Consider the following 19,643-nt stretch of genomic DNA (forward strand, 5'->3'; position numbering starts at 1 on the left):
CTATGACAGACCACGGACGTGCGAAACCCTCGGACGAACTGCGACAGATGGCCGCGCGGCGCCCGCACCTGCGGGACCACCTCAAGAAGTTCAAGCAGATCACCGGGGAGTTTCCCATGCTCATCGACGAGGCCGACGACGAGTACGAGTCCGACCGACCCAACGTCCTCTACCCGGTCGGGGGCCCCATCTTCTGTCACATCTACGGCGACGTCGGCCAGGACATGAAATATTACGCCATCGAACCGGAACTCGACGAGGAGGAGGGCGCGGTCTTCGACAAGGTCCGCAATCGCCTCCTCCAGAAGAGCGTCAACAAGCCCGCTCCGGAGAGCGAAGCGGAGTACGACGACCGCATCGAGGAACTCTTACAGGAGACCACGACCATCCGCGACGAGGACGGAGACAGCGGCGTGCTCACGCGGCTGTCGAATCTCACCAACGTCAGCGCCGTCGAGGTGACCCAGGAAACCTACGAGAACATCCTCTATCGCCTCAACCGGGACATCGTCGGCCTGGGCCCGCTGGAACCGGTCATGCGAGACCCGGCCAACGAGGACATCCACGTCATCGGCCGCAGCGAGTGCCACGTCGACCACGGCGTCTACGGCATGTTAGAGACGACCGTCGAGTGGGAGAGCGAGGAGGCCTTCGACCAGTGGCTGCGCAACATGGGCGAGCGCATCGGCGACCCCGTCTCGGACTCGGACCCGATCGTCGACTCGACGCTGCCCGACGGGTCGCGCCTGAACCTCATCTACTCCGACGACGTGAGCGTCAAGGGCCCCTCGCTGACCATCCGGCAGGGCGACGAGATCCCCCTCTCCATCTTCCAGATCACGAAGTGGGCGACGCTCTCGCCGGAACTGGCGGCGTACCTCTGGCTCTGTCTGGAGAACGAACAGACCGTCTTCGTCGTCGGGGAGACGGCGTCCGGGAAGACGACGACGCTGAACGCCATCACCTCCTTCATCCCCGACGACTCGAAGATCTACACCGCGGAGGACACCGCCGAGGTGCTGCCCCCGCACAACACCTGGCAGCAACTCCTGACTCGAGAGGGCGAAGACGAGGGCACCAGCATCGACATGTTCGACCTGGTCGCGGCGGCGCTGCGCTCCCGGCCCGACTACATCATCGTCGGCGAGGTCCGTGGCGAGGAGGGGCGGATGGCCTTCCAGGCCGCCCAGACCGGCCACCCGGTGATGCTGACCTTCCACGCCAGCGACATCGTCTCGATGATCCAGCGCTTTACCGGCGAACCCATCAACGTCCCAGAGACGTTCATGGACGTCGCCGACGTGGCGCTGTTCCAGAATCGGGTCAAGCAGGGCGACCAGGTCCTGCGCCGGGTCACCAGCGTCCAGGAGATCGAGGGCTACTCCAAGGAGATGGACGGGGTCGTCACCCGCCAGGCGTTCAACTGGGACCCCGTCGAGGACGAGATCGTCTTCCAGGGGATGAACAACTCCTACGTGCTGGAAGAGCAGATCGCGACGCTGCTTGGCTACGAGGACACGCGTGACATCTACGACGACCTGCAGTTCCGCGCGAACCTGATCGAACGCGCCATCCAGGAGGGCATCCTGGGCTATCACGAGGTCAACGACTTCATCTCCGACTTCCAGCGCGACGGCATCGAGGGCATCCCGTTCAACATCGCACGGCCCGAGTGACGATGGCTCAGGGAGAGGCGGAGAACGGACTGGACCTGACGATAAGCGAGACGGTCGAGGGTCTGGCCGAGTCCTACCGGCAGATGACGATTCCGATAGAGCGGTACCTCCTTTTCATCCTCGGGCCCTCTGTCGCCTTCTTCCTCCTGTCTGCGGTCGCCGCGCTCGCGCTCGACCTCCCGCTGGCCATCAAGGCACCAATCCCCCTTCTGGGCTTTCTCGCGATGGTCTCGGCTATCTTCTACCCGAAGATTCTGCTCTCCCAGCGCAAGCGCGAGCTCAACAACCGCTTTCACCTGCTCATCACCCACATGACGGTGCTGGCGACGACGAAGATCGACCGTATGGAGGTGTTCCGCACCCTCGCCCGGGAGGACGAGTACGGCGAACTCGCCCTGGAGATGCACCGCATCGTCCAGCTGGTCGACACCTGGAACCAGAGCCTCGACGACGCCTGCCGCCGCCGGGCCAAGGAGGTGCCAAGCGACGCCTTCTCCGATTTCCTGGACCGCCTGGCCTACACGCTCGGGGCCGGCCAGTCCCTGGAGGACTACCTCCTCTCGGAGCAAGACCAGATCATCCAGCACTACTCGACGGTCTACGAGAGCTCGCTCGACAGCCTCGAGGTGATGAAGGACCTCTACCTGTCGATGATTCTGTCGATGACGTTCGCTTTGGTGTTCGCGGTGGTTCTGCCCGTGCTGACCGGGACGAACCCGACGATGACCGTCAGTGCCGTCATCGTGATGTTCATCTTCGTCCAGTCGGGCTTCTTCCTCGCCATCCGCTCGATGGCGCCCTACGACCCGGTGTGGTACCACCCCGAGGAGTACCCCTCGCCCGTCGAGGAGCGCCTCGACCGATCGATGTACGTCGGCGTGGGCCTGTCGGTGCTGCTCGTCGTCTTCGTCCTCGGGAGCCTGCTGGGCGTGACCCCGATAACGCTCAACGACGTCTTGTTCATGCTCGATTCGGTCCCGCTGCCCTTCTACGCCGTCGTCCCCATCACGCCCATGCTGTACCCGGGCATCGTCTTCCGGCAGGAGGAACAGCGTATCAAGGGGCGGGACAACGAGTTCCCGAGCTTCATCCGCGCGCTCGGGGCCACCGAGGGGGCCAAGCAGTCGACCACGGGGATGGTCCTGCGGACGCTGCGCAAGAAGGACTTCGGTCCGCTGACCGAGAACATCAACAACCTCTACAAGCGCCTGAACATGCGCATCGAACCGTCGGCGGCCTGGCGGTACTTCACGGCCGACTGCCGCTCGTATCTCATCCAGACGTTCTCGGAGATGTACCTCATCGGCCGGGAGATGGGTGGGTCGCCAAAGCAACTGGGCGAGCTCATCGCCGCGAACATGAACGAGGTGCTGCAGTTGCGCCAGCAGCGCAAGCAGGCGACGACGACCCTCGTCGGCCTCCTCTATGGTATCACCGCGGCCTCGACGTTCGCCTTCTTCATCGGCCTGCAGGTCGTCAACATCCTGGCCCAGATGTCCCTGGACCTGAACGCGGGCAGTCGCCTCGACGTCAACTCGCTCATCAACACCGGCGTCTACAACATCCCGCTCATCGAGTTCCTGCTCATCATCATCATCATGTTCTCGGCGATGCTCTCTGCCCTGATGGTCCGGACCGTCGACGGCGGGCACAAGGCCAACACCTACATGCACTTCGTGATCCTCTCGTGGATCGGCGCGCTCACCGGGACCTTCACGAAGTGGCTGGTGACGCAGTTCCTGCAGATCTGACCGGCGAGCTGGTGGGGACTGCGCCGGCGTCGGTACCCCGACGGTCGACACTTCTTGCCCGCGTTAATGGCTGTTTTACTAACACGTCTGTGGGCCGACGTGGAACTATGGCCGCGGACTCATCCGACTGGGACGGTCGGTCGACCGGAGCGCACGAGGCCCACCTGGCAGAGGCCTACGAACAGCTCTCGATCGTGCTGGAGGGACTCGACCTGGAACGCGACCAGGAGTTCGCGGACCAGGTCATCGGGGCGCTCATGGAGACGGAACGGGCTTACACCGCCGCCGTCAAGGCCAGCGACCGGTCCGACCGCACCGTCACCCCTCTGTCCGAGGACTGACCGGGCCTGCCGACGCCAACCGGGAGGCCACGGGGTCCTCGGTCCAACGCTGCTGGCTCCCGACTCACTCCCAGGCGAACGTGCCGTCTTCCTGGACGACCTCGCCGTCGACCTCGAGTCGTGACCCCTCGCCCATCGTCGTGATGAGGTCCTCGTGGACGGCGCTCTCGACCCCCATCTCGCCGTCGGGGAGACAGGCGTCGTAGGACCGGCCGAGCGCGAGGTGGACGGTACCGCCCATCTTCTCGTCGAAGAGGATGTTGTCCGTGACCCGGTCGACGCCGCGGTTCATCCCGATGCCGAGTTCGCCAAACTGTCGGGACCCGCCGTCGGTCTCGATGACCTCCGTGAGGACGTCCAGCCCCTGTTCTGCCGCCCAGTCGACGACGACGCCGTCTTTGAGTGTCAGTTTCGCGTCCCGGATTCGCCGGCCCTGGATGGTCATCGGCACGTCGAAGGTGACCACGCCCGCAGCGTCGGCGGGCGCGGTGAACACCTCTCCCGAGGGGAGGTTGTGGGAGTCGTAGGCGACGCTGGCGGCGGAGTTGACCGCGATACGGTCCGTGATGTCGAGCGTGAGGTCCGTTCCCTCGCCGACGATGCGGACCGTCTCGCCCGCGTCGAGGATGTCCTTCAGTCGGGCCTGCTCCTCGGCGAGCGCCGCCCAGTCCCGGAGCGTCGCGTCGTAGACGAAGTCCTCGTAGGCCGCGTGGGCCATCCCGGCCTGCTGGGCCATCGCTCGCGTCGGGTGCTGGGTCGAGACCCAGTCCGTCTCGAGTCGCGCCTCGCGGATTCCCGTTCGAGCCGTGGCGTACGCCTGGCGGGTCTCGCTCGGGACGTCGGCCGTTCCGGCCGTGTTGGCCGACCCCGAGAGGACGAGGACGCTGTCGGCCTGCTCGTACAGTGTGCGTTCGCAGGCGGGATCGGTCTCGAACTCGCCGTCGAACGCCCGCAGGTACGCCCGGGTGATCTCGTCGGAACTGTACGTCGCCACGAGGTTCGCTCGCTTCTCGCCGAGCTGTTCGGCGACGGCCACCGCGAGGTCGTGGGCCCCCTCGCCGACCTGCACGACGACGTCGTCGCCGGCCTCGATGCGTGCGCTCCACTCGACCAACGTGCGCGCGTGGTCGTGAACTCGGTCGTCCATGTCCCGTGGTGGGTCGGCGAGGGCAAAACCCTCGTGGTCGTCCGAAGGCGAATCTTCACGTAGGCGGGCCGTTCCTAGTCGAGTATGAGCGACGAGCGCGAGGAGTCGACCGTCCCCGACGCGGCCCGCGAGGAAGTCGTCCAGTCGGTGATGCGGGCGCTGGCCGCTCACGGCTACGCCGGGCTGACGACCAAGCGGGTCGCCGCCGAGTCCGAGAAGAGCGAGGCGTTCTTCTTCTACCACTACGACACCAAGGAGGACCTCATCGTGGCCTTCCTCGAGTGGGCGGTCGACCGCCTCTCGAACCAGGTGGCGGGGCCGAGGACGCCGACCCGGTCACCCGGCTCTACGAGGCCTGTGACGTGTTGCTCGGGGACAGCAGCGACGACGTCGATCGGGGCATCAACGTCGCGATGATGGAACTGCTCTCCCATGCCCCGCACAACGAGCGGTTCCACGAGCGCTTGACGGCCTACGAGCGGCGGGTCGTCGACGACCTCGCGGCCATCATCGAGGACGGCATCGACGCCGGCGTCTTCCGGGACGTCGACCCCGAGTCGACCGCCGCGTACCTGTTGATGACCGCCGACGGCACCGCCGGCGCGGTCATGGCGCTGGGGATGGCCGACGTCGAGGTGATGGTCCGGGACCGCCTGTTCGACTACGTCGGGACGACCGTCCTGGCCGAGGGCGTCGAGGCGCCGCCTGAGTGGACGCTCTGAGGAGGCTCAGGGGGCAGGCGGGTCCTCGTCGGCCCGCTCGCTCACCCGACCAGTGGCCGTCTCGTGGCGTCCCGTCGCCGGCGCGACGTCGGCGCCGTCGCTCGCGGCGAGGCCGAACGGCGGCATGTTGTTGTAGACCGTCTCGTAGGTGCCCTCGGTGACGAGGTACGTCTCGTGCCAGATGCCGACCGCGCCCTCGGTGTTCGCCGGGCCCTGAGTATACTCGCGCCAGGCCTCTACGTGTAGCCGATCGCTGTCACGGGCGTAGGCTCGCAGGGCCTCGAAGGACCGCCAGTACTGGACGAAGCCGACGTTCCGGAGGCCGGGGCCCACGACCGTGCGACTGCCCAGCAGGCCCGAGTCCGGGTCGGCCTCGAGGTCCCGGACCATGCGGGGCGCGACCAGCGCGATCGGGAGCCACCGGTGGACCTTCCAGAGTGCGTTGACGCGCATCCCGATGTGGAAGACGACGAAGTCTCCGTCGCGGTCGGCGTGGACGCGCTGGTGACGGACCACTTCGTCGTCGTCCGTGCCAGCCGCGGCGGTATCGCGCTCGGCCGTCCCGCCTCGCTGGTCCGGGCCCCGAACGCTGGCGACGAGCCGACCCAGCCAGTCGCTCAGTCCCATCCGCCCTCGTCGGGCTCGCTCTCCAGGAGCCGTTCGAGGCGGCGCTCGAACTCCTCGTCGCCGATCTCGCCCCGGGCGTACCGGTCGCGAAGCGTCGCCAGCGGGTCCTTGCCCCCACCGTCGGTGTCACTCGCCCCGCTCGCTCGCGTCCGTGCCAGCGCGATCGCCAGCGGGAGGACGCCGCCGTAGCCGACGGGGAAGGCGATCCACGCCCAGTCGACCCCGAGTCCCAGGCCGCCAATGCCCAGAAGCAGGGTGCCCAGCGAGACGACACCGGCGGTTGCGGCGACCGCTCGCCGGGTCGTGGGGCCCGTCTGTCGTTCGTCCGCCGTCGACTCACATCGGGTCAGTGTGGTCGGGAACATACCTTCCCCTTCTATGTCAGACATCATAAAACTACTGAGTAAGCACTCACTCAGCAATACGTCTGCCGAACCGCAACCCCTACCTGCCCGGTCGCTGACCTGCGAGTATGGAACTTGGCGTCATCGGACTGGGACGCATGGGCCGCATCGTCGTCGACAGAGTCCTCGACGCGGGCCACGACGTGGTCGTCTTCGACATCGACGAGGAAGCCGTCGCGGACGCCGCCGGCGCCGGCGCGACCCCAGCGGACTCCATCGCCGACGTGGCCGACAAACTCGGGTCGGAGAAACGCATCTGGCTGATGGTTCCCGCGGGCGACCCGGTCGACGCGGCGCTGGACGAACTCGACGGACTCGTCGATAGCGAGGACGTCGTCGTCGACGGCGGCAACTCCTACTTCGAGGACTCGGTCCGTCGCGCCGAGTCGACCGACGCCGCCTACCTGGACTGCGGGACTTCCGGCGGCCCCGCCGGCGCGGAACTGGGCTTCTCGCTGATGGTCGGGGGGCCACAGTGGGCCTACGAGGAACTCACACCGGTCTTCGACGCCGTCGCCACCGGCCCCGACGGCCACGACCGGATGGGGCCGGCCGGGTCGGGCCACTACGTGAAGATGGTCCACAACGGCGTCGAGTACGCGCTGATGCAGGCCTACGGCGAGGGGTTCGAACTGCTGGCCGAGGGCCGCTACGACCTCGACCTGGAGGCCGTCTCGCGGACCTGGAACAACGGCGCGGTCATCCGCTCGTGGCTGCTGGAACTCTGCGAGGAGGCGTTCCGCGAGGAAGGCACCGACCTCGGCGACGTGGCCGACCGCGTCGAGGGCGGCTCGACGGGCACCTGGACAGTCCAGGAGGCCCTCGAACAGGAGGTGCCGGTGCCGCTCATCTACCAGGCGCTGGCCGAACGCTTCGGATCCCGTGCCGACGACGGGCGGTTTTCGCGGCGGCTGGCCAATCGCCTGCGCTACGGCTTCGGTCGGCACGAGGTCCCGAGGCGGTAGCGAGGGGCGGGACCGAAGGGAGCGCCCCTCGAAAGCGAGCGGGGAGGAACGACCCGCGAGCAGCGAGAGCCCGAGCGAAGCGAGGAGTCTCGAACCGGAACGACGAGCGGAGCGAGCCGTGGAGCGTAGCGAGGGCCCGGCCGAAGTGAGAGCCCTCGAACCCGAACGGTGACCAGCGGAACCGGAGGGACCGCTCCTCGAACAGACGAGCGAGGGGCTTCGACCCGGCAAACCGCCAGCCTGCGGCCGCGAGGAATCCAAAGGTTAGTTAACCCAGTACTCCATAGCCGCGCATATGGTTGAACTGGTAGGCATCGCCGCCGGGGCCACGCTCACCCTCGTCGTAGTGGCGCTTCACTACGCGAAGGGGACCGGGTGGGAGGCACCGGAGGACATCTCCCAGCAGGTGCTCGAACAGCGGGCCGCGACGGTACCCGAGACGGACTTCCCTGAACCCTACAACCGCTCTATCGGCGGCGGCGCGCCTGCCGGTGCGATTCCGGCCGGCGAGGCCGAGGGCGAACTCGAAGAAGGCGAGGAGGCCGAGGAGGAAGCCGGCTTCGACCCCGACTCCATCGCCGACGACGAGGTCGAGTACTACGACATCGAGTTCGCGAAGGAGGGCGAGACCATCGAGGTCGCGAACAACGAGACGATTCTGGACGCCGGCGAGGACGAGGGCTGGGACCTCCCCTACGCCTGCCGCCAGGGCCAGTGTATCTCCTGTGCCGGCCACATCGAGGACGGCCCGGCCGAGGACTACATCCGCCACAGCCAGAACGAGTCGCTGTTCGAGGACGACATGGAGGACGGCTACTGCCTGACCTGCGTCGCCTACCCCGTCGCGGACTTCACCATCGAGACCGGCGAGTCCCCTGACTCCCGGGTTCACAGATGTGCAAGGAGGAAGCCCACGGCTTCAGCCGTGGGAGGAATCCGACAAGGCCCAACGCAATCCACGAGTGATCGCAGGCGAACTCCCCAACGATAGTCGTGGCATATATAAAAACGTAGACTAAAATGTGAAACACGGATGGGGGACGCACTTCGCACTGTCAAAATCAAACTCGACGTACCCGACGAGCGGTGCGACGACCTCCATCAGACCAAAGACCAGTTCCTCCACTGCGCGAACACCACCTCAGAGTGGGCGTGGAGGCACCCGAACGACTACTGCATAACCTCGAAACAGAAGGCCGAGACCGCCCTCTACGATCAACTCCGCAACGAAACGGAGTTGACTGCGAACCTCGTACAGAAGGGGATTCGACGCGCTATCGAGGCCACGAAAAGCGGTGTCGCCCGACTCAAGAAAGGCGACAACACCAGTCAACCGCACTTCGATGCGTGGAGCGTCATCTACGACAAACGCTCTGCGACGTTCTACCGCGACCGCGTATCGCTCTCAACGGTGAACGGTCGTGTTGAGTGCGACTACGTGGTCCCCGGCGACGTCGAGGGGACACCGATTGGTGAGTACCTGCTGAACGAGGACTACGAGTTCCGTATGTCTACGTTGCAGTACGACCGCTCGACGGAGTCGTTTTACCTCCACGCGCGGATGCGCCGAACTGAACGCGGACAAGAGCCGTCCACGACTACTTCTGAAGACGCCAAGCACAGAACAGTCCTTGGCGTTGACCTGAACGTGGACGGTTCGCTCGCCGTGACTTCGACGGGGGCGTTCATTGGGAACGCCGACGAGATGAACCACCGACGCCGAGAGTTTGAGAGAACTCGCGGCTCGATGCAAGCAGCAGGCACGCGGTCGGCGCACTTGTCGATCAAGTCGATGAAAGACCGCGAACACCGCTGGATGCAAAACGAATTGCACCGCGCCTCAAACCAGGTTCTCGACGAGGCTCGCGACCACGACTGTACGCACATCGCGTTCGAGAATCTGACCGACATTCGCAAGCGGATGGGTGGTGCAAAGCGATTCCACACATGGGCGTTCCGACGCCTCTACCAGTACGTCGAATACAAAGCCGAGATGGTCGGTATCGAGGTTGAGCAGGTAAGTCCTTCGTACACGTCTCAGCGGTGTTCCTCGTGTGGATTCACGCACGAGAACAACAGGCAGTCGAAACACCAGTTCGTGTGTCAGAAGTGTGAGTACGAACTGAACGCGGACTACAACGCGAGCAAGAACATCGCTCGCAAACTCATCAAACGTCTCCGCTCGGGGCAGAAGTCTTCGGGTGGAGGCGCACCCTGTCAGTGTGCGCTCAAGTCAGGGACGCTGACCCTGAACGGCGATCACCATGCCTCCGTCAATTCGACGGTAGAAGGGGAGTCCACTGACAAGCCTACGACTTCAGTCGTGGGTAACTGACAACCGTTAAGAGGCCGACTCGAATATTCGCTCCCGTGGGCGGCTAGTTCAGCGGACAGAACGCCTGGTTCCGGACCAGATGGTCGGGGGTTCAAATCCCTCGCCGCCCGTACAACGAATCGCAGAGCGGAAGCGATGCGGTGAGTGAACCGGCAGCGAGGATTCGAAGCAAGGAGTGGGAGGTGAGCGAGCGAAGCGAGTGAACGGGAACGACTGGGGTTCAAATCCCTCGCCGCCCGTTTCCGTCGTCGGGGTTCCTCGCTTACTTCCGATAGTCCTCGATATTCCGATACGGCACGTAGTACCCGATCTCGTCGACCCACGTCGAGAGCCACTCGTCGGCGGTCGATTCGTCCACCCGCCCCGCATCGATCGCGGCCAAGAGGACGCCGACCGACCCGACGACGGTAACCCCTTGATCTTTGGCAAACGAACGGGCATCACCGTCGTCCGTCAGTAATCGTCCATCGTGTGCGTCCGCGACAGCGAATGCCTGTGCTTCACCCGGATCCAGGTGGGAACGCACGACAGCCTCACGGTTCGAAACGGTGTCTGAGATTTCGACGACTGGGATTCCGTCGTCGAGTACGTCGAGTGCTGACTGGAGATCCGGATGCTCGTCGACGCCATGCGCCAGTTCCTCGCGGACGACCGGCACAGTACAGACGTTGGAAAGAGCGGCGACGAGATCGGTTCGGTCGATATAGGCGAAATTCGAGAGGACGGTCGTGTTCAGAACACTGGGGTTCGACGGAACAGCGTTGCCTGTCATTCCGACGCTGATTCCCCGTCGTCACCCGTCTCCTCGTCGCTAAAGTCGAGTTCCCGTGCGGCCTCTCTCTCATACTCGGCATCGTCATCGTCTGCGAGGCCGATGCGTAATTCGACGCCGTGTTCCCGAAGGAGGTCACGCATCGTCCACCGATCGACGTCGGCGAGTCGGGCTGCATCTCCGAGCGTAATTCGCTCGCGCTCGTAGAGCGCAATCGCCGCTGCGATCCGTTCGTTCTCGTGGTCGTCGAAGTACTCCCGAACGAACTCCCTGAGTGCATCGCTCTTCCCGCCGAAGACGCCAGCTTCGACCGCCCCCTCGATGAGCAGATCGAGGTCGTCCGGATAGGAGCCAGTGATCCGTCCCATAGTTGAGTCAATATTCGCCTTCATACTATTTATGAACCATGCTGTCGCTGCGCCGATTATAGAGTCGTTCTAGTGGGATTCGTTCGCCCATCGAACGCCCTCGCCGCCCGTCCACTTGTCACGTCGTCGGAGTTCCTCGCTGCGGGACGAGTGGCAGTCCGGCTCAGATACCGGGTACGTCCAGACGTATACCAACTTAGTAAGGGTACTCTCATATTATATGCCCGGTACGTACATACGTATGGTCGACACTAGAGAGCTGCTCCTCGTGGCGTCTCGGGACGTCTCGGGGGGGTTCGACGCCCCACTGACCGACGCGGCTGGGGCGGTGCCAGGGACGGCCCGAGGGGTATCGCGTGTGCGTGACTGTTGTTGCTGTGAGAGCGGCGTGGTGCGTCGCGTCGCCCTCGGACACCGGGCCGGTGGTGGCACGTGGGTCTGAACCCGCTTGCGAGCGTGCGCTCGTGGCTGCGAGACGACGACAGCCAGGCCGTCCGCTCCGACGGTGGTACGGTGACCGACGTGTCGGGTTCCGACGCTGCGCCTGCGGACCCGTCGGTGCCCGACGACAGTACGGACGAGGCGGAGACGACCGACGCGTTCGCGGTCGACGAGCAGGTCCTGTTCGACGGCCTCGCACAGGCCGCGTTCGTCATCGACACCGAGGGACGGATCCAGGCCTGGAACCACGGCATGGCGGACTAACGGGCATCGACGCCGCGGACGCGCTCGACCGGACCGACGTCGGGATGCTCCTCTACGAGACGAACGAGGAGACGATGATCGAGCAGGTGCTCGCGGCCCCACAGACCGCAGACGAAGTCTACGGGCTGACGGTGGAGGATCCGGCTCGGAATCTCTATGTCAAGGAGGACCGCGTCGCCGACCACAGCGGGAACGTCGAGCACTACGCGCGGGTGACCGTGATGCCGCTGTACGAGGACGGAACATTACAGGGGGCCGTCGAGATGGTCCAGGACCTGACCGAGGAGCGCAAGCGCCAGGAGGCGACCGAGGCGCTGGTCGACGAGGTGTCGGGGACGCTCCGGGCGCTGATGGCTGGGGACCTCGACGCCCGCGCCTCCTTTGACGCGAAGGGCGCCGTCGACTCGCAGCTGCTGGGGGTCGTCGACGACGTCAACCAGATGGCCGCGGACCTCCAGGACATCGTGGTCCGTGTCGACGAGCAGGCGAGCCACCTCGGCAACTCGGTCGAGCGGGCCGTCACCGCCGCCGACGACATCGCCCGCAACGTCGACGAACAGAACGCCCTGCTGGTCGAGAGCGTCGACGAGATGCACTCCTTCTCGGCGAACATGGAGGAGGTCGCCGCCACCGCCGAGGAGGTCGACTCGGCGGCGCGGACGGCCCGCGAGGCAGCCAACGAGGGCCTGGACGCCTCCGAGGACGCTCACGCGGCGACCGACGAGGTCACCGACATCGGCGAGGAGCTCGTCACCTCGGTCGCCGACCTCGGCGAGCGGATGGACGACATCGAAGACGTCGTCGAGGTCATCTCCCAGGTGGCCGAACAGACCAACATGCTCGCGCTGAACGCCAACATCGAGGCGGCCCGCGCGGGCAAGGACGGCGACGGCTTCGCCGTCGTCGCCGACGAGGTCAAGACCCTCGCCGACGAGACCCGCGAGCACACCGAACAGATCACAGAGAAGATCGACCGACTGCAGGCCCAGACCGACTCGACCGTCGACGCGGCCGAGCAGTCCCACGAGCAGATAGCGAACGCCAGCGATCAGATCGACGACGTGCTGACGGCCTTCGATGATATCGCCGAAGCTATCGACGAGGCGGCCGACGGCATCAGCGACGTCTCGCGCGCGACCGACGACCAGGCGGCGACGGTCGAGGAACTGACTTCGACGCTGGAACAGGCCCGGGAACACGCGGCCGACACCGAGGAGGCCGCCGACAACATCGTGGCGGCGACCGACGACCAGACCGAGGCCATCGGTGAACTGGAGGCCCACGTGCGGCGCCTGCGCGACGATTCGTCCGACACCACGTGACCAGCCCGGAACAGCCGGTCTTGGCGCCGGCGTCGAACGACAATTCGACGGCGCGCTCGTGGGGAGACGTTCGCCGACGTTCCACCGACGAGCATGCGTGCGCAACCGGTCGAAATTTCACGAACGAGATCCCCGATTCGGACGGACGAAAGAGATCGTTACTGAATTAGCAATTCTTAATACTCGAAAGCAAAAACATATTGTTCATGCCTGGTCACGACCAAGACTGGTGGCCGAATCAGTTAGACCTGCACATCCTCGACCAGAACGTCCGTCAGGTCGGTCCGATGGACGACGATTTCGATTACGCTGAAGCCTTCGAGTCGCTCGATCTCGACGCCGTCAAAGCGGATATCGAAGACGTGATGACGACGTCCCAGGACTGGTGGCCCGCAGACTACGGCCACTACGGCCCGCTTTTCATTCGAATGGCGTGGCACAGCGCCGGGACCTACCGCACGAGCGACGGCCGCGGTGGCGCGGCCGGCGGCCGGCAGCGCTTCGCCCCGCTCAACAGCTGGCCGGACAACGCGAACCTCGACAAGGCGCGCCGACTCCTCTGGCCAGTCAAGCAGAAGTACGGCCAGAAGCTCTCGTGGGCCGACCTGCTGGTGCTCGCCGGCAACGTCGCCCTGGAGTCGATGGGCTTCGAGACGTTCGGGTTCGCCGGCGGCCGCGAGGACGACTGGGAACCCGACGACGCCGTCGACTGGGGCCCCGAGGACGAGATGGAGGCCTCCGAGCGCTTCGGCGAGGACGGACAGCTCCAGGAGGGTCTGGGGGCGACCGTGATGGGCCTCATCTACGTCAACCCCGAGGGACCCGACGGCCAACCGGACCCCGAGGCATCCGCGACGAACATCCGCGAGTCGTTCAGCCGCATGGCGATGAACGACGAGGAGACGGTGGCGCTCATCGCCGGCGGCCACACGTTCGGGAAGGTCCACGGCGCCGACTCCGGTGACAACCTCGGCCCCGAACCCGAGGCGGCCCCCATCGAGCAGCAGGGCCTGGGCTGGGAGAACGAGTTCGGGTCCGGGAAGGGCCCCGACACCATCACCAGCGGCATCGAGGGCCCCTGGACCGACGCCCCCATCTCGTGGGACATGGGCTACCTGACCAACCTGCTCGAGTACGAGTGGGAACCCCACAAGGGTCCCGGCGGCGCCTGGCAGTGGCAGCCCACAGACGAGGAGCTCCACGAGAGCGCCCCGGACGTCCACGATCCGTCGGAGAAGGTCACGCCGATGATGCTGACGACGGACATCGCGCTCAAGAAGGACCCGGACTACCGGGAGATCGTCGAGCGCTACCGGGAGAACCCCCGCGAGTTCCAGGAGAACTTCGCCAGGGCGTGGTACAAGCTCATCCACCGCGACATGGGCCCGCCGTCCCGGTTCCTCGGGCCCGAGGTGCCCGACGAGGAACTCATCTGGCAGGACCCGATTCCCGACGTCGACCACGCGCTCATCGACGACGAGGCGGCCGAAGATCTCAAGGCCGAACTCCTCGAGTCGGACCTCTCGGTGGCCCAGCTGGTCAAGACCGCCTGGGCGGCGGCGTCGACGTACCGCGACAGCGACAAGCGCGGCGGCGCCAACGGCGCCCGAATCCGCCTGGAACCCCAGCGGAGTGGGACGTGAACGAACCCGAGGAACTGGCGACCGTCCTCGATACCCTCGAGACCATCCAGCAGGAGTTCAACGACTCTCGGGCTGACGGGACGCGGGTCTCGCTGGCCGACCTCATCGTGCTGGGCGGCAACGCGGCCGTCGAGCAGGCGGCGGCCGACGCCGGCTACGACGTGACGGTCCCGTTCGAACCGGGCCGCACCGACGCCTCGCAGGACCAGACCGACGTCGACTCCTTCGAGGCCCTGGCGCCACGGGCCGACGGGTTCCGCAACTACCTCCCGGACGACCTCGAGGAACCGGCCGAGGAGGTGCTGGTCGACCGGGCCGACCTGCTGACGCTGACGCCGTCGGAGATGACGGTGCTGGTCGGCGGGCTGCGCGCGCTGGACGCGAACTACCAGGGGGCGGCCCACGGCGTCTTCACCGACGAGCCCGGGACGCTGACCAACGACTTCTTCGTGAACCTGCTCGACATGGGCACGGCGTGGGAACCGGCCGACGAGGACGGTCTCTACGAGGGCTACGACCGCGAGACGGGCGAGCTCGAGTGGACGGCGACCCGCGTCGACCTCGTCTTCGGGTCGAACTCCCGGCTCCGGGCCATCGCGGAGGCGTACGCGTGTGACGACGCCGAGGAGAAGTTCGTCCGCGACTTCGTCGACGCCTGGCAGAAAGTGATGCAGCTGGACCGCTTCGACCTCGAGTAAGCACCCACGGCGCGGTGCCCGCTGACGTCCGGCGACGTGCCGGGCAGGCGTCACCGTATCCGCTCGTTGTTCGCTGCCGCTGGATTATCGCGACTCGACGTGCACTCGGACAGGACCGTCCGGCTGTGCCGTCATCTGTGGCGCCACCGTGATCTCCTCGCGCGCGTCGAGTCGGTACCGCGAGAGCACCGCGGCGAGCACGGCCTTCATCTCGAGGCGGGCGAAGTGGCGCCCGATGCAGATGCGGGCCGGCGCCGAAGGGAACGTACGCGTCCCCTCTCTCCCGTGGCGTCGTGTCGACCCACCGGTCCGGGTCGAACCGCAGCGGCTCCTCGTAGAAGCGGCCGTCGCGGTGGACGTTCCACACCGAGAGGAGCACCTGCTCGCCGGCGGGCAGGCGCCAGTCGCCGACCTCGACCGTCTCGGTCGTGACGCGGGGGATCGCGTGGACAGGCGGGTAGAGCCGGAGCGTCTCGTCGACGACCCGCTCGACGTACTCGAGGGCCTGCAGGTCCGAAAGTGTCGCCTGCCCGTTGACGGTCGCGTCGACCTCCGCCGTGGCGCGTTCGGCGACCGCCGGGTGGGACCCGAGCTGGTGGAGGGCGTAGGTCATCCCCAGCGCGGTGGTCTCGTGGCCCGCAAAGAGCATCCCGACAACCTGGTCGAGCACCGCCGACTCGTCGAAGCCCGACGTCGGGTCCTCGCGCAGCGACGCGAGCGTCGCGAGCAGGCTGTCCGCGTCGGGGTCGGTCCCGGCCGCCGACAGGAGCTCCTGCGCTCGCCCCCGCAACGCCTCCGACCCACGGCGGAACCGCCGCCTGGCAGGCGTCGGCACCCAGTCGGGCAGCACCCACGACGTCGGTTCGAACCAGCCGTTCAGCGCGTGGGCGGCCTCGGTCAGCGACGCGAGCTCCGCGCCCGCGAGCGAGTGGCCCAGCACCACCTCGAACAGGTTCTCCAGCGCGAGGAGGCGCATCTCTTCGTCGAGTCTGACCGTCGTTCGCCCGTCCCACCCGTCGAGCCGGTCGTGGGCGAGCGCGGACATCGTCGATGCGTACTCGCCGATGCGGGTGGGACGAAAGAAGTCCTCCATCGCGTGGCGCTGGCGCCGCCACTGGTCGCCCTCGGCGGCGAGCAGCGCCTCGCCGAAGGCGACGGTGAAGTCGTCGAGTTTCGCGAACCGCTCCCGGTCGCGCAGCACCGCACCGACGTGGTCCGGGTGGGCGACGACGGTGACCTCCTTGCCCAGCAACTGCATGCGAAAGACGTCGCCGATCGACTCGACGGCCTCGGCCACGAACCCGAACGGGTCACTCGCGAAACCGACCGTGTGGCCCAGCGCCGGCCACCCGGGCGGCGCGGGCGGGGATTCCCTGCCATGTTCCCAGCGGTGTCGGCCCCCGGACAAAAGTGTTGAGTTCGTCGCCCGGCCCCGTGTCCCACGGCCGTCGCCCCCGCCGCCGAACCGAAACCGACAGGTGAGACACCTGCGGCCACACGACTGTATGCTCACGGAGGTCGCACGGACGTACTCCGACGTGTTCGCCCCCGAGATATTCGTGCTCGTCTGTGGACTGTTGCTCATCGGTTACGAGTGGCGGACGCTCGCCGATCGGTCGCTCGCGTCGCTGGCCCCGCGAGTCGCCACTCTCGGTGTCGGGTGGGGCCTCGCCTTCCTCGTCTACCAGGGTGTCCCGCGGCTCGTTACTCACCCACCCACGTGGGCACCTGACGCGACGGGCAGCGCCGGCCTCGGCCTCGGTGTCCTCCTCATCTGGGCAGTCTGGCGACGACGGCGCTGGGGGACTCTGGTCCCGGGCTTTGCGGCGCTGCTGGTCGGCGTCACCGTCCCGCACCTCCTGGTCACCCCGTTCTGGGACATCTCGAGCCACGTCCTTTACGTGGTGGTCCCCGCGGGCTACCTCTCGCTGGTCGACGGGCGGTTCGCGCCGCTTTCCGCCCTCGCCCTCGGGATGGTCGTCGCCCGGCCGCTGGCCGGCGCCCACACCTGGCCCCAGTCGGTCGGCGGCCTCCTTCTGGGTGTGGTCTTCCTCTGGGCCGCCATCCGGGTCTGGTTCCCCGACCGCCTCTCAGTGCCGGCGGCGACGGCGTGACCGCTCGAACGCGTCTCTACCAGGGAGCCGTATCTGGTGCCATTTCTTGTTTCAGTGGATATGGAATATGGTACAATATAGAAGAAGTGGCGAAGAATGGGTAGAGTTCTGGAATTTGTTTATCAGTTAAGGCAGATATCTATTTAAAATCTCTTCGACAAACTCATATTGGCCTAGTATCGTCACATATTTGACGATCCGGATACGTGTGATCGAGCGCGACGTTCCGGTTTCGGCGGCTCAGTCGTCGGACTCGGCGGCCGCGTCCCGTTCGCTCGCGAGGCGTGAGGCGACGTCCGTGATGAGGTCCTCCTGGCCGCCGACGACCTCCCTCTCGCCCAGTTCCAGCAGCATCTCGTGCGGGTCGATGCCGTACGTCGCGCCCGCTTCGATGCCGGCGGGGGTGTTCCCGATGGCTAGGCCCAGGTTGTCGTGGGCGTGGAAGCCGACGTCGCTCGGGAGCATCGCTCCCGCCGAGTCCATGACGTAGACGGCGTCGGCCCCGTACTCCTCGATCAGTTTCGTCCGTTCGAGGACGGTCTCGGACGTCTGGCCGACTATTTCGTCGTCCGCACCCCCAAAATAATGGACGTACGCGTGTTAGGATCAGGTCCCGTCCGGGAAACTCCCAGTACATCTCCACGGTCGTCTCAGGACCTGTATCGGACAAGCAGAACAGTCGTTCAGACAGTATAAAAATTCATTCAACCAGACCGTTGGGTAGAACTGTTGTTCAGTTTGCCTGAACTTCTCTTCGCCTCTGATGGAGTACTCTCGTTACGACCGTTCGCTCAGATGTCATCGGGGGTTGTTTCGAGCGGGGGATCGGCGCCGCTGTGGGTCGGGTTGACGTCGACACGTATCGGTATCTTCTCGCGAGTTTCCAGTCACCACAGCCCGGGTCAGTGAACAGATTCGACGGATTCCCGAGCAGTTCTGCTGTGACCGTGGAAGATTTCGAGATCCCTGGGCCGACTGGCCTCATCGTGGGGTTGGTCACCGGTGTGTCTCCCCCGACCGACTCCATCCCCCAGTCGCGTGTTCCCACTGAGTCGGGGGCCGGATTCCGGGTGCGTGCTCGGTACTTGATGGAGTAACGCTTCGCAACCGGTAGGTGTGTCGGGGGTGTTACGGAGCGCATTTACCGATCTTGATTTCACGTGTGAACTCGGGTGTGCCCCACTCTCTCTGCAGTTTTGACGCGTTCCCGGATACTGACGTCGGTCAGAGCAGGCGGATATCTCTGGCTCATCCCTCGATGTCGCAAAGTGTCGGAACGGTTGTTCACTCGTCCTGAACCGAGTCCTGACGAGCGATACGGGGGGACATTCGCTTCCAGACTGCGCTGACGGTGCTCGGCGCAGTGTCCCCGCGTTCACCATCTCTCACTCGACGCCGGTACGCCCTTCCGTTTTCGGAGGCGGTGGGGGGACGGTCATCTGGCGGTATCGATTCACATTGCGACACGGTTGTCGTGACGCTCCCACCCTGTGACCGAGCTCCGAACAACGGTGCCAGACGAAGTAGCTGAGACCCGTCCGACACAATGTTTAATGTGAACGTTTGCGTTATGTCGGTTAATGGCGACCGATTACCGATTCGTCGAGCCACAAGACGTCGAGACGATTCAGTTCGACTGGGGCAAGAGCAAGTGGATGAGTTCCCCGGCCGTGACCGGTTCCGAGTCGTTCAGCGCCGGTGTCGTCGTCCTTGAACCGGATGCGGCACACGAGCGACACGTGCATCCAGACAGTGAGGAGATCCTCTATTTCATGACCGGTTCGGGGGTTCAGACAGTTGCCGATGAGGAACGCGACGTGTCGGCTGGACATATGGTGTACATCCCCGCCGGCGTCGAGCACAGCACACACAATACGAGCTGGGAACCGTTGCGGTTCATCGCGGTATACGGCCCACCGGGACCAGAGTCGGGACTCGCTGACATGCCCGAGAGTACGGTTCTTCCGCCCGGTGTCGCGAGTGATACGGATCCGTCGTGACGGACGGTCGCTGGGGCAGCCACCGACGAACGGGGCATAGATTATTATGGCCA

At 65.6% G+C, this 19,643-nt stretch carries 15 protein-coding genes, 1 tRNA gene and 4 pseudogenes; 13 read left to right on the forward strand and 7 right to left on the reverse strand.

Annotation, left to right across the window (positions count from 1 at the left end):
• Positions 1-2 precede the first annotated feature (2 nt).
• The 3 genes from P1N55_RS13505 (at position 3) to P1N55_RS13515 (ending at position 3,768) form a co-directional block, all read left to right on the forward strand.
• Positions 3-1,676 (forward strand): type II/IV secretion system ATPase subunit, encoded by a 1,674-nt coding sequence (locus tag P1N55_RS13505; protein ID WP_276276062.1) that lies wholly within the window; start codon positions 3-5, stop codon positions 1,674-1,676.
• Positions 1,677-1,678: 2 nt separating this feature from the next.
• On the forward strand, positions 1,679-3,427 hold the full coding sequence (flaJ, locus tag P1N55_RS13510; RefSeq protein WP_276276063.1) for an archaellar assembly protein FlaJ: 1,749 nt from the start codon (positions 1,679-1,681) through the stop codon (positions 3,425-3,427).
• Positions 3,428-3,534: 107 nt separating this feature from the next.
• Positions 3,535-3,768: a hypothetical protein gene (locus P1N55_RS13515; protein ID WP_276276064.1), complete on the forward strand. Its 234-nt coding sequence runs from the start codon at positions 3,535-3,537 to the stop codon at positions 3,766-3,768.
• A 64-nt stretch (positions 3,769-3,832) separates the two neighbouring features.
• Here the strand turns inward: P1N55_RS13515 and P1N55_RS13520 are convergent, their stop codons facing one another.
• Complete coding sequence (locus tag P1N55_RS13520; RefSeq protein ID WP_276276065.1) at positions 3,833-4,915, reverse strand: aminopeptidase; 1,083 nt, start codon at positions 4,913-4,915, stop codon at positions 3,833-3,835.
• A gap of 84 nt (positions 4,916-4,999) precedes the next feature.
• Between P1N55_RS13520 and P1N55_RS13525 the strand changes: the two genes are divergently transcribed.
• A complete protein-coding gene (locus P1N55_RS13525) occupies positions 5,000-5,332 on the forward strand; it encodes a TetR/AcrR family transcriptional regulator (RefSeq protein WP_276276066.1) in 333 nt (110 codons plus the stop codon).
• A complete protein-coding gene (locus tag P1N55_RS13530; RefSeq protein ID WP_276276067.1) occupies positions 5,278-5,637 on the forward strand; it encodes a TetR family transcriptional regulator C-terminal domain-containing protein in 360 nt (119 codons plus the stop codon). The genes P1N55_RS13525 and P1N55_RS13530 overlap by 55 nt, the downstream gene beginning before the upstream one ends.
• 6 nt (positions 5,638-5,643) lie before the next feature.
• Here the strand turns inward: P1N55_RS13530 and P1N55_RS13535 are convergent, their stop codons facing one another.
• A complete protein-coding gene (locus P1N55_RS13535; RefSeq protein ID WP_276276068.1) occupies positions 5,644-6,264 on the reverse strand; it encodes a DUF4188 domain-containing protein in 621 nt (206 codons plus the stop codon).
• Positions 6,255-6,629 carry an SHOCT domain-containing protein gene (locus P1N55_RS13540; RefSeq protein ID WP_276276069.1) on the reverse strand — a complete coding sequence of 125 codons (375 nt, stop codon included), beginning with the start codon at positions 6,627-6,629 and terminating at the stop codon, positions 6,255-6,257. The genes P1N55_RS13535 and P1N55_RS13540 overlap by 10 nt, the downstream gene beginning before the upstream one ends.
• Before the next feature lie 107 nt (positions 6,630-6,736).
• On the opposite strand from P1N55_RS13540, the gene gnd reads away from it, so the two are divergent.
• From gnd to P1N55_RS13560, 4 genes and pseudogenes are all read left to right on the forward strand, one after another.
• Positions 6,737-7,633, forward strand: coding sequence for a phosphogluconate dehydrogenase (NAD(+)-dependent, decarboxylating) (gene gnd, locus P1N55_RS13545; RefSeq protein WP_276276070.1), 897 nt, complete (start codon positions 6,737-6,739; stop codon positions 7,631-7,633).
• 295 nt (positions 7,634-7,928) lie between these two features.
• Positions 7,929-8,510: pseudogene (locus P1N55_RS13550) on the forward strand (2Fe-2S iron-sulfur cluster-binding protein); the annotation flags it as partial.
• Positions 8,511-8,666: 156 nt separating this feature from the next.
• Positions 8,667-9,968, forward strand: a complete 1,302-nt coding sequence (locus P1N55_RS13555; protein WP_276276071.1) for an RNA-guided endonuclease InsQ/TnpB family protein — start codon at positions 8,667-8,669, stop codon at positions 9,966-9,968.
• 37 nt (positions 9,969-10,005) lie between these two features.
• Positions 10,006-10,078, forward strand: a tRNA-Arg gene (locus P1N55_RS13560).
• A 152-nt stretch (positions 10,079-10,230) separates the two neighbouring features.
• Here P1N55_RS13560 and P1N55_RS13565 read toward each other — a convergent pair.
• Together P1N55_RS13565 and P1N55_RS13570 are read right to left on the reverse strand one after the other, a co-directional pair.
• Positions 10,231-10,740: a twitching motility protein PilT gene (locus P1N55_RS13565; RefSeq protein ID WP_276276072.1), complete on the reverse strand. Its 510-nt coding sequence runs from the start codon at positions 10,738-10,740 to the stop codon at positions 10,231-10,233.
• On the reverse strand, positions 10,737-11,108 hold the full coding sequence (locus P1N55_RS13570) for a UPF0175 family protein (protein ID WP_276278734.1): 372 nt from the start codon (positions 11,106-11,108) through the stop codon (positions 10,737-10,739). Before P1N55_RS13570 ends, P1N55_RS13565 begins: the two co-directional genes overlap by 4 nt.
• 432 nt (positions 11,109-11,540) lie before the next feature.
• Here P1N55_RS13570 and P1N55_RS13580 point away from each other — a divergent pair.
• Positions 11,541-13,135: pseudogene (locus P1N55_RS13580) on the forward strand (methyl-accepting chemotaxis protein).
• Positions 13,136-13,341: 206 nt separating this feature from the next.
• Positions 13,342-15,476 (forward strand): annotated as a pseudogene (gene katG / locus P1N55_RS13585) (catalase/peroxidase HPI).
• Positions 15,477-15,560: 84 nt separating this feature from the next.
• On the opposite strand, the pseudogene P1N55_RS19995 reads toward katG, so the two are convergent.
• A pseudogene (locus P1N55_RS19995) lies at positions 15,561-17,061 on the reverse strand (cytochrome P450).
• Here P1N55_RS19995 and P1N55_RS13595 point away from each other — a divergent pair.
• Positions 16,982-17,590: a hypothetical protein gene (locus P1N55_RS13595; RefSeq protein WP_276276076.1), complete on the forward strand. Its 609-nt coding sequence runs from the start codon at positions 16,982-16,984 to the stop codon at positions 17,588-17,590. The pseudogene P1N55_RS19995 and the gene P1N55_RS13595 sit on opposite strands and share 80 nt — an antisense overlap.
• 240 nt (positions 17,591-17,830) lie before the next feature.
• On the opposite strand, the gene P1N55_RS13600 is transcribed toward P1N55_RS13595, so the two are convergent.
• Positions 17,831-18,073 carry a hypothetical protein gene (locus P1N55_RS13600; RefSeq protein WP_276276077.1) on the reverse strand — a complete coding sequence of 81 codons (243 nt, stop codon included), beginning with the start codon at positions 18,071-18,073 and terminating at the stop codon, positions 17,831-17,833.
• A 1,097-nt stretch (positions 18,074-19,170) separates the two neighbouring features.
• Here P1N55_RS13600 and P1N55_RS13605 point away from each other — a divergent pair.
• Complete coding sequence (locus tag P1N55_RS13605) at positions 19,171-19,590, forward strand: cupin domain-containing protein (protein ID WP_276276078.1); 420 nt, start codon at positions 19,171-19,173, stop codon at positions 19,588-19,590.
• Positions 19,591-19,643 lie beyond the last annotated feature (53 nt).

The sequence above is a fragment of the Haloarcula regularis genome, from assembly GCF_029338315.1.
Lineage (GTDB): Archaea > Halobacteriota > Halobacteria > Halobacteriales > Haloarculaceae > Haloarcula > Haloarcula regularis.